This window comes from Caproiciproducens sp., from assembly GCF_053840905.1.
The window spans coordinates 40,321-51,404 of sequence record NZ_JBNLXQ010000016.1 but is presented as its reverse complement, the minus strand read 5'-3'; the positions used below and the strand labels follow the sequence as shown (position 1 = coordinate 51,404).

Here is an 11,084-nt window from a genome sequence, read left to right as displayed (position 1 = left end):
AACGATATCGTTCCCGGCCGCTTTGCTTTGTTATGGTGAATTGACGTGTAATCAGAAGGTGACGTCTTCGCCGTAATAGGCGCAGGTAAGCGCTTTCAGCATATTGTCCGCGTCGGTTCCCCTTGGGTTGGAGCCCGTGCAGGGGTCGCCGACGGCGTTGACCGCAATTTCCTTGCAGTGCGCCGTGTCTCTGAAATACTGCAAAAGTATAAGAGGGTATGTTCAAAATGGAGAAGTCAAGAACCGGAGAATGGTCTGATTATCAGCAGTATCTTGAATCTAACAGTAATGCCCGGTTCCCGTTCAAAACCAGCCGCATCACAGCTGCTTTCGGCTCAGGATCCGCTGTTTTTCAGCCATGCGTCGCCTTCCTTTTTGGCGGCGCGAAGGCCGTCCTCCACGGACTCCTCCCCGGTGAAAATCCGTTCCATGTGCCCGTTCAGCACACCGCTGATCTGGGACAGAAGTTTCGTCGTGGTGGGGACGGAGTAATGCTCGCGCGGTGTCACCAGTATCTTTCTAGCACTCTCCTCGTCAATCAGGCCGTCGGCATCTTTCATCAGCAGCTTCATGACGTCGTCCTCGGCGAAACCGCTGTAAGCGGGGACCCGACCGCCCTCCGTCATATAGATGACGCCTTCGGTCGCATACCATTTCACAAACTCCCATGCGGCCCCGGTGTGCTGGGAGGTCGGGCAGATTGAGAGATGATCGCCAAGTCCCCCCTGCTCATAAACCTGCGTGCCGCGGCTGGAAATCGGGTACGGCGCGAACGCTGTGGTAAAACTGTGCGGGTAAGTAGTGCGGTCCTTGATACTGCGGATGACCCAGGGGCCGATGGTCATAGCACAGCGGCCCGTCAGGAACATGGACTCCTGCGTGAGCTTCTGCCCCACAGTGTCCTCATGTGTCGGGGCGGAGCGGTCCACTTTCATCATGTTGTAAACCAGTCCGACCGCGTCGTGCAGGACGGGGCTGTCAAAATTGGTTTCCCAGCCACCGGGTTTATAAAGCGGATCCCCGCCCAGACTGCGCGACGCAAAGTACGTGACAATATAGGAAATATCCTGCTGGGTGCTGAAAAACATGCCGTAAGTCCGGTTGTTCCCCTCACCTTTGGAAAGCTTTTTCGCTATGGCTCGGAATTCGTCGAAGGTCCATTCCTTAGGAACGGCGATCCCGGCCTTGTCGAACGCGTCCTTGTTCAGCGTGATGCCGTACTGATCCGACTTGGTGGGAATGCTGTACGGCTTGCCGTTGATAAAATAGGAGGATACGGAATCGCCGAAATCCTTTTCAAGGTCCATATGGTCGAGCCGGATCAGGGAGGAAAGATCGACGGCCATGTTTCCCATGGCGCGTTTTTCCAGCTGGCGGGTCGTGTAGGTAAAATAGATATCCACATTGCCGCCGGCCAGCATGGTGGTGTCGAGCCGCTCGTTCCCTGATTCGTTGTTGGGAAAAAACTCATATTCTGCCCGCAGGTTCCGGTCCGCAAACGCCCGGTTGAATTCCTCCATTACCTTCGCGGGGCCGGCCTCCGACGGAACGCTTCCCCAGACCTTCAGGGTGATGGGATCGCCGCCCGTTTTTGGGGCCTCGTCGCTCCGCGAAAGGAAAGACGTTCCCCAGGCCAGCACAGCCAGCAGGACCGCCGCCGCCAAAACGGCCCCGATCTTCTTTGCCTTTCTCACACGGATCCTCCTTTCAGCGCTGCCGGTAATCGTTCGGATTTTTCCCGGTGATTTTCTTGAACAGCGCGCTGAAGTAATTGGGGCTGTCGATGCCCACCATTGTCGCAATTTCATAAATTCGGTAATCCGTGGTGGCGAACAGCTCCTTAGCCTTTTTAATGCGCGCCTCATTCACATAATCCACGAAGCTCTTGCCCGCCTGCTTTTTAAACAGATGGGAAAAGTAGCTGCTGTTCATGTTCAGCATCTCGGCCACACCGGATACGGTAAGATGCTCGGAAAGATTGTTCCGGATATACTTCTGCGCTTCCAGAATATCCCGCCGGACCAACGGCCTTTTCCCCGACCGCAGCAGCTCCAGAAAACGGTGTGCCACCGCGAGGAAGCTGGTGCGGATCGTGGTCATGGTATCGGCTTTCAAAATCACGTAATGAAGGCGGCTCCCATCCTCGTCCGTCAGCTGGTTGACGTCGATCCCGTAGCCCGATGCACAGTGGTTCAGCGCATGGTACAATTCAAAGTAAGATTCGCGGACATCGTTGTCCTGCACGCTTTCCAGCATCTGTGCCGTTTTGAAAAAGCGGTCCAGATAGCCGATCAGCTCATCGCCTTTTTTGCTGACGGCGCGGTCCATGTCGCGCGCAAGCCCTTCGGGTGAAACCTTGAACGTGCGCGTGCGGCCGGTTCCCCCGCATGCGGTGAAAAAGCAGGCTTCGCCCCGGTAAATACGCTGCTGAAGGCAGAGGCGCATGGAACGCGTTTCCCCCGGTATCTGCCCAATGGAAGCGCATACGCCGCTCACCGCCCCGGAAATGCTGATGTCAAGGTAGCGCCTGATGTACTCGCTCGCCTGCTCGAACGCCTTTTCCGCATCGCCGAGCATAGCTTCCTCGCTGCGGTCCTGCTGAAGCACAGCAATCAGATCCCCACCGGCGGCGCCGTAAACGTCGCTGACAAAGCCCTGCCCCAGCACCTCCTCCAGAATATTTGCCATGGAGAATTTCAGCAGCTGCGCTTCCTGAATCACCTCGCTGAATTCCTTGATTTCAAAGTCATCGATACTCATCAGCAGAAGGCAAAACGGTTTTTTCAGAGAGGCATTTTGCTGGAGCTGGCTGAGCTCGCGAAAAACATCTTCCTGATTCAAGTAGCTTTTTTCCACAATCGTCTGCATCAGGCGCTGCCTGACAGCCGGGACATTTTTCCGGCTCACCGCGCCGCTTTCCTGCGGAGCGGGCTGTTCCTTCTCCATTTCGCCGCTGACCTGGTCCAGTAGTGAAATCAAGCTTTCCGCCGTTACCTGCAGCTTGAACACATAGTCCATGGCACCTAATTTCATGGCGCGCTTGACATTGTCCATGTCGTTATAGCTGCTGAGCACCACGAACCGCACACGCGGGAAGCGGGTTTTGCACTGTTCGATCAGCTCGAAGCCGTCCATCGGGCTCATGACAAGGTCCGTCAGAACGATGTCCGGCGGACTTTTTTCCATCATGGCCAGCGCTTCCTTCCCGTCCGCTGCTTCGCCCACGACCTGATATCCGTATTTCTCCCACTCGACGATGGATTTGATTCCTACCCGAACCAGTATTTCATCGTCAACGATCATGATTTTCTTCATCAATCTCCGTTTCCTGCTTCCGGTACGGCAGCGTATAGCAAACCACCGTGTTGCCGCCGCGCCGCAAAAGATGCAGGCCAAACTCCTCTCCATAGGTAATGCGTATCATTTCGTCCACATTCGTCATGCCGATTCCGGTGAACTTTTTTTCGTCCCGCTTTTTCCCTGTTTTGTTTTCCTCAAATTTGCGGATCGCTTCATCGGAAATGGCGTTGCCGTTGTTCTCCACAAACAGCTGCAGACGGTTTCCCTCCCGCCTGCCGGAAACGGTAATTTCCCCTTTTCCGGCAAAATCGCTGAATCCGTGGATGATGCAGTTTTCCACAATGGGCTGGAGGGAAAACTTAATGGCCTGGCAGTCGAGCAGGTCCCGGGGAATGTCCATATGCAGTTCATACCGCTCCCCGTACCGCAGGTTCTGAATGAAGAGGTAGCTGTTGACGCTGCTCAGCTCCTGCCCGAGCGTGACAAACTCTCCTCCTTTCCCCATGCTGTACTGGAGCATATTGGTCATCGCGTCGATACTCTGCATGATATTGTCCTGCTTTTTGATGATCGCCATCCACCGGATGCTGTTGAGCGTATTGAAGATGAAATGGGGATTCAGCTGGGCGCGCAGGGATTCGAAACGGTATTTCTCCTTGATTTCGTACTCTTCCCCAAGCCGGTAGAACAGGTCCTCGATGTTCCCCGTCATTTTATCGAAAGCCGCGTACAGCTGGCCGATCTCATCATTGCGGTGGTAATTGTAAACCAAAATGTTCCCCACCTGATAATCCGAAAGCTTTCCGGAAATATCCTTAACGGGCTTTACGATGGCATTGACAACCGCCCATACCACCGCCAGCATCAGGCAGATGAACATCAGGAACAGAACGGTGATTTTCATCAGAAAGCCGTTCGTTTTCTCAGCCAGATTCTGGTAATCCATCATGGCGACCACTTTCAGGTCGCTTCCCCCGTAATTCCACGGGGTGGAGAGCGTATAGTAGCTGACCATGTACTTGCTGCCGTGGATGAAATCCATAAAATTGTCGCGCGTTCCGTCCACGCGGTTCAGAATTTCCCAGGCATCCTCGCCGTTCAAGACGGGATCGCCCGCGGGAGGCGGGAAAAGGCCGGCCGAGTGCGAATAAAAAAAGATGCGGTCCCCGTCGCTGTAGGTATATTTTTGAAGCAGGTCGTCAAGCACTCTTTCATTTAGGCTGATAATCAGCATGCCGGAGGCACGGTCCCCGCTTTCCGGCGTGGAGGTAAGCAGCGGGCGCGCCATGGAAACATAGCGGATTCCCTTTCCTTTTTCCTCCTGAATATAGGAAGATCCAAACATATTCCATGTCAGATAACCCCGGTCCGTGACGCTCTTCTGCACCCATTCCTCGTGGAGAAGAAACGAATAATCGTGGTAATTGACGCCCCAGTTGGTATAGATATTTTTATCTTCATCAAAATATGTAATTTTCAGTTCGTCCAGATCGAACATGTTGCTGTTTCCCAGCTTGTTGACGAACGCATCGAAATAGCAGCTTTTCTGATAGCGGCTGTTTTTCGAATTGGTCATCACCGCTTCATACTCCGGGTCCGAGACAAAGAAATTTGAAACATTGATCAGATTTTCCATTTTGCGCGCGATTTCCTCCTGGCTGTTATCGATGTTCTGCACCGCGCGCGAAGAGATCTCGTCTTCCATATACCCCACGAAGGTATGGTTCAAATAAAGGAACATCAGATAGACCGGAATAATGATCAGCACAATGATGATCAGAAAAACCCGGAGGGAAAACGGAAAATACAAATGCGCCTTTTTCTCTTTATTCGGCATAAAATTTCATCCTCCCGCCCTCTGGATTTATTTTACTGTTTTTTCCGGCAATGTTAATTCCTTTTTATGCAAAAGTTCAAGATCCTGTTCAATCCGCCCCGAACCAGAACAATCCTGTGCGGCGACGCCGCACAGGATTCTGTTTATGCCGGTAGTTTCCGAAGCATTCGGTATTTTTTAATCAAGCGATGAATTCAGGCGCTGATCGAGAGAATCCACTGCGGCGGCGGATGTCTTCTGACCAAGCAGAACTCCTTGCAACTCTTCCACAATGATGTTGTTCAGTTCCGTGCCGTTGCTCTTCTTCGCGAATTCCAGCGTTCTGCCGTTCTGCGTGATACCCACCCAGGTGTTGTCCCAGTCGTTCTTCTTAACGTCCTCACTGACAAGCGCAGTTTTCAGGACGGGAAGCATATCGTTGGATTTCAGATATTTCAGGGACTGCTCTTCGCTGACGACATGCTTGATGAAATCTGCCGCCTGCTGCTGATGCGCGGACTTTTTGAACACGACCAGCAGATGTCCCCACATGGCGGACTGCGGCGTGTCTCCCTCTTTCAGGACGGGGCGCTTCATCGGCTTGATGCTGTTATCCAGATCCGCGTCGGCGATTCCGTTGCTCTTGGCGACGCCGCGGGACGCGATAGCGTCGTCATAGAAGGCAATCTTTCCCTTTGCAAACAGCTGACGGGCGTCGGCGCGCGTGATGTTCATCTGGATATAGTCTTTATCCTTCAGAGATTTGTACCAGTCCATGGCTTTCGCGGCGGCGTCGCTCTTGATGGTGACCTTGCCGCTGTCGTCCAGCAGGCTTCCGCCGAAGGTCCACAGCCATGGCTGGAAGTCGGTGGCCATCGTGGCCTCCTTTGTCGCTACGCCGTAAGGAATGATATCCTTGTCGTATTCCTTCAGCTTCTTCAGGCATTCCTCAAATTCTGCGACGGTCTTCGGCGGCTCCGTGTAACCGACCTTTGAGAGAAGCGTCGGGTTATAGACCATACTGATCGAAGCGATGGACCAGGGCATGGCAAGCTGTTTGCCGTCTACCTGACCGACTTTCAGCGCCGCCGGGTCGTAGTTTTCGGCCAGATAATCCTTGCCCATCACGTCGTTCATATCGGCCAGAATGCCCATTTCGGACAATGCGCCGAACATACCGATGTCGACCTGTGCAATGTCAAGCGCCTCGGAGCCCTGATTGCGGATCACCAGCTGCTGCTGCGTATCCGCCCACGGCCAGCCGACCCAGCCGACCTGCGAGCCGCCTTTTGCGTTGTAGGAGTCGATCATTTCTTTCACAATTGCCTTGGTGCTGTCTTCCTCCCCGGACCATCCGGCCCAGACAAGGTTTGCCTTTTCGAGTGCGGAGCTTTCCGCGGAGGAGTTCACAGCTCCGGCGGAAGATGCCGAGCTTGCGGATTCCGAACTGCCGCACGCGGTTGTCGAAACAGCCATGGCGCCCGCGAGAATCAGCGCCGCTAATCTTTTTGCTTTCATACGCTCTTCCCTTTCTTATTTAAAAAATTTATATGCCAGCGGTTTTCGCCGCAGAGCAACATTATCCTTTTACCGCGCCGGATGTGAGGCCCGCGATAAAATATTTCTGCAGGAACACAAAAATGAGGACTACGGGGATGGAAACGACGACGGACGCCGCCATCATTTCGGACCAATTGTTAGTGAATTCTCCCATGTATTTCATCACCAAAGCCGGTGCCAGCGTTCTGCGGGAGGCATCCGTAATCAGCGTAAGGGAATACAGAAGGTCGTTCCAGCTCCAGACGAAGCTATAAATCGCGGTGGAAATTGCGCCCGGGATGGCAAGCGGGAAAATGATCTGGAAAATGATCCGCAGCCATCCGGCACCGTCGATCTTGGCGGATTCGATCAGCGCATCCGGCAACTGGTCAAAATAGGCTTTCAGCGTCCATGTGCCGACCGGCAGACCGAACGCGATATAAGACAGGATCAGCGCCATGTAGCTGCCGTCCATCCGCATCTTCTGCATCATAATGTAAAGCGTAAGCAGAAGGATCGCCTGCGGAAACGCCTGCGCCATCATCACGGTGGACATAAAGACTTTTCTGCCCGCATAGCGAAATTTGGAAAAGCTGAACCCGGCGAACATGGAAACCAACGTCGCCGCAAAGCAGCTGATAAAGGAAACGAACAGGCTGTTGCCCATGCTGTGCAGAATATCGGCCGACTGAAACACCTTGGAGAAGTTCTCCAGCGTGGGGTTGGTAATAAACAGATTGAGGCTGAATGTGTCCGCCGAGGGCTTCAGCGCGGTGTTGATCATCCACAGAAGCGGGAAGAAAACGAAGAGCCCGATCACGGTGGCGGATATGCCGATGAATACTTTATAACTGCGGGTTTTCTGAAACATATTTCTCCTCCTAATTTTACGAAGCCTTGCGCGAATACAGGAAGCTGAACGCCGCAAGCAGAATGGCCCATACGGTTCCTATCGTGGCGGCCATGCCCACTTTGTAGCTTTCGAACGCCTGCCGGTAAACGGAAATGGAAAAAATCGTCGTGGCGCCTGCTGGTCCTCCGGCGGTGAGCACCTTGGGAATGTCGAAATGCTGAAGGTTCCCGATAATGCCCAATACCAGAACGATGACGATGATCGACTTCATGCCGGGCAGCACAATACGGCGGAAAACCTGCAGATTGTTTGCCCCGTCAATCCGGGCGGCCTCGATCTGGTCGAATTCGATTCCCTGCAGCCCGCCCGTGAGGAAAGCCATATACCACGGAAGCATCTGCCATGTGCGCGCAATGACCACCACCATCATCGCGGTGCCGCTCTGCCCGAGAAAATTGATGCTGGTGGAAATGAGGCCCAACGACTTCAGAATTTCATTGACCAGTCCATGGTTCACGTCAAAAATAAACGACCACAGAAAGCTGATGGAAGCACCGGGGATAATCCAGTCGACCAAGGTGACGCTGCGCAGGAACCCCGATCCGTGAAACTTGACATTCAGTACGATCGCCCAGATCATGCCCATCACAAACGGCAGCAGGGTGGAAAAGAATACGAAAACGCCCGTGTTTTCAAGCGTACGCAGGAAAGTGGGGTCGGTGAACACCTTCTGGTAGTTTCGGAACCCGACCATCTCATAATCCGGGTTCATCAGAGTCTTGTTGGTAAAACTCATGAACAGGGAATTGATAAACGGGTATAAGATAATACTGACAAAAATGGCGAGCGCTGGGAGCACCAGAACGAAGCCCACCGTGCTGTCGTTCAGCGTAACTTTACGACGCTTAGATTTGGTCATCGCATTACTTTCCTTTCTGAATCTTATCATCTATTGCTCGGGTCAGTAGGCCCGGACTTCAAACACTTCGGCAAACGGAGAACCGCCGGTTTCGTGGAAGACGATCCGGATTCTGTCCGTCATTGCCTCAGGGAAGTTCACAACACACAGTCTTTGATAATTGCCGTCTTTTCTGGCAAGCTCTGTCCACTGCCCATCCCGGAATGCCAGCACGGAGAACGAACGGACCAGTTCCTTCGGGTCCCCTTCCCTGCGGGCAAAGCCGTGATGCTGGCTGGAAATTTTGCTGATGGAGCTCGGCAGCTCCATGGAGAGATCCGGATTGAACGTCAGGCGAATCTGGGAAACGGTCTGCGCTTCCGTCCACTTCAGCTGAAGCCATTGGCCTTCCGCAGGACTTTCGGAGCACCAGAGATTGACCCCGTTTTGGGGACGGGCAAAACCGTTGACGACATTTTCGGCGCCGTAAACGGGAGCGTCCGCGGAAAGGCAAGGGTGGAAATACTCGGGGGATTCCTTATGCCCGACCAAAAATCCGGTCATGCTCTGCCGGGAAATTTTCAGCCGGACATCCGGGTTCGGCGCAAATACAAGCTTAACGTAGCAATGCTTCGGTGCCCGGCTCAAATCGATCCGCACGGAGGGCTGACCCTTTTTCAAACGGCAGGTAAACGTGCAGACCTTCTCCCCGTCCACCTTGCGCGACGGCAGACGGCAGGAAAAAAGTGTGCATTCCAGCGCCGTGTCCCGGTCACATTCGATGCCGACCGTCAGGGACAACGCCCCTACCCCGCGATGGGCCGCCAGAAAAGACTCTTCCTTCAGGTCCATCGTTCCGCAGGAGGCGCGGTTTTCCGGGGCGCGGACGGAAGACGCCGTGATTTCCGCCTTGCGCGCCTTGTCACCGGGGTCACGGTTTCCGATTCCCAACAGATTCAGGTCCGCTTTCAACAGCTCCTGTTGGATAGTTTCCAGATGCCGCTCATACGCCTGAGAGGGACTGCAGTCGTGCAGCGCGCACTGCGCCGCAATTTCGCCGGAAGCCTGCCCGACCTGACTGCAGGTATCCATCACCCTGCTGGAGGAGAACGCGGCGTGCGTCGTGCTGATGTTCCTGCCGGTGAAGACAAGATTCTGCAGGCTGTCGGTAAAAAAACAGCGCATGGGAATCTGATAGGCAAACACCGGAATCTGCGTACAGAACGCTCCGTCCGAGTAAATCCCCTCGCTGGGATGGAAATCCATGTACCATCCGCCGCAGCAGACCGCGTCGGGGAAGCTCCGCTCCTGCTCAAGATCATTCTGGGTCAGGGTATAATTACCGATGAAGCGGCGGGATTCCCGTTTGCCGGGTACATTTCCCACCCATTCCAGCGTCAGGGTATCGGCGTCGAATTTTCCTGAATTCTTAATATAGTTCCATACGCCCATCACCAGTCTTTTCAGCTCAATCATGATCTCCTGATTATCCCGGATGGTGTCCTTTGTGCCGCCGTATTCCAGCCACCAATAGTCGCAGCCGTTCATCTTCTCGTCGACAATGCGGCCGCCCCGGTCCAGCAGCTTTTCAATATAAGGGATATCGTAGGCGTAATCGGGCTTTGCAAAGCGGATCGGTTTTCCCTCGTCCTTCGACTGGAACATGAGGGTGCTGCCTTCGCGGTAGTTGTCTTTTGCCGGCATGGCCAGGCTTTCATCGTATTCGTCCGTGGCTTCGCGCCCTTCGCGGAAGGCCGCGTTGGCCAGATAGCCCACCGTGCCGTCGCCCGTGGCGTCCACAAAAATCTTGCCGCAGATTTTAAATTGCTCCTCCGTCCCCATCCGGCTGACGATCAGCGCCCGTATTCTTTCCGGCGAATGCATCTGAACATCTGTTACATGGGAGTTGAGAAACAGGGTAATGTTCGGTTCCGCAAGGACTTTGTCCAGCAGCACCTCATCCCACAGCACGGGGTTGTAATCGGGGTTGATATGCAGATTGTGCAGCTTCATCTCACCGAAGACGCCCATTTCCTCCGCATACAGCGAGCCGCCGCCCACCGAACCGCGCGTCCACACCCGGATTTCACTGCTGGAGTTCCCGCCCAGAACAGGGCGATTCTGTATGAGAGCGGTTTTTACTCCCGCCCGGGCCGCCGTAATTGCCGCGCACGCCCCGGAAGGACCGCCGCCCGCAACCACAACGTCAAAATGACAAATTTCCATGATCGGATTCCTTTCATCCTTTTGTTCGACAGCTTCCGCCCACGGACGGTCTGCCCGCCCCGCGGATTTCGTTTAAGAACGATTTCAATTATAGAAAATTCCCGCTTAAAGTCAACGAAATCAAACAATAGTGCTAATAATTGCAAAAATTCATCAAGCTTCCGTTCTCTCATTGCCGATTCCTGGAATATCAAAATTTTTAGATTTCCCGGTTTTTTGACCCGGTCTGCAGAAGAAAATCGGAAAAATCGGCGTCAGGCCTGCAAAAAGCGGCAGTCCCACCCCATACAGATCCGCAGAGGCCGAGAATTTTATTTCAAAAATTTTTAGAAAAAGTATAATTTTTTTTGATTTTAACGAAAATGCTTTTCCGCGGCGTTGATGGTATTACATTATTTTTACAATTTCATACACTTTTGTTGAATCTTATTGACTGTAATAGATATGATTCA

General features: G+C 53.5%; 8 protein-coding genes. All 8 read right to left on the bottom strand.

What is annotated here, in order from left to right; translation table 11 throughout:
* Positions 1-51 precede the first annotated feature (51 nt).
* Positions 52-204, bottom strand: a complete 153-nt coding sequence (locus ACQGQ5_RS14105) for a hypothetical protein (protein WP_455737133.1) — start codon at positions 202-204, stop codon at positions 52-54.
* Positions 205-335: 131 nt separating this feature from the next.
* The gene (locus tag ACQGQ5_RS14100; RefSeq protein ID WP_455737132.1) at positions 336-1,694 is read right to left on the bottom strand and encodes an extracellular solute-binding protein; all 1,359 of its coding nucleotides are present in this window, start codon (positions 1,692-1,694) and stop codon (positions 336-338) included.
* 13 nt (positions 1,695-1,707) lie between these two features.
* A complete protein-coding gene (locus tag ACQGQ5_RS14095; protein WP_455737134.1) occupies positions 1,708-3,315 on the bottom strand; it encodes a response regulator transcription factor in 1,608 nt (535 codons plus the stop codon).
* Positions 3,293-5,137 carry a cache domain-containing sensor histidine kinase gene (locus ACQGQ5_RS14090; protein WP_455737131.1) on the bottom strand — a complete coding sequence of 615 codons (1,845 nt, stop codon included), beginning with the start codon at positions 5,135-5,137 and terminating at the stop codon, positions 3,293-3,295. Before ACQGQ5_RS14090 ends, ACQGQ5_RS14095 begins: the two co-directional genes overlap by 23 nt.
* A gap of 177 nt (positions 5,138-5,314) precedes the next feature.
* On the bottom strand, positions 5,315-6,634 hold the full coding sequence (locus ACQGQ5_RS14085) for an ABC transporter substrate-binding protein (protein WP_455737130.1): 1,320 nt from the start codon (positions 6,632-6,634) through the stop codon (positions 5,315-5,317).
* A gap of 61 nt (positions 6,635-6,695) precedes the next feature.
* On the bottom strand, positions 6,696-7,526 hold the full coding sequence (locus ACQGQ5_RS14080) for a carbohydrate ABC transporter permease (protein WP_455737129.1): 831 nt from the start codon (positions 7,524-7,526) through the stop codon (positions 6,696-6,698).
* A gap of 16 nt (positions 7,527-7,542) precedes the next feature.
* The gene (locus ACQGQ5_RS14075) at positions 7,543-8,427 is read right to left on the bottom strand and encodes a carbohydrate ABC transporter permease (protein WP_455737128.1); all 885 of its coding nucleotides are present in this window, start codon (positions 8,425-8,427) and stop codon (positions 7,543-7,545) included.
* Positions 8,428-8,469: 42 nt separating this feature from the next.
* Entirely contained in the window at positions 8,470-10,632 is a 2,163-nt protein-coding gene (locus ACQGQ5_RS14070; RefSeq protein ID WP_455737127.1) for an FAD-dependent oxidoreductase, read from the bottom strand.
* Between the last annotated feature and the right edge of the window lie 452 nt (positions 10,633-11,084).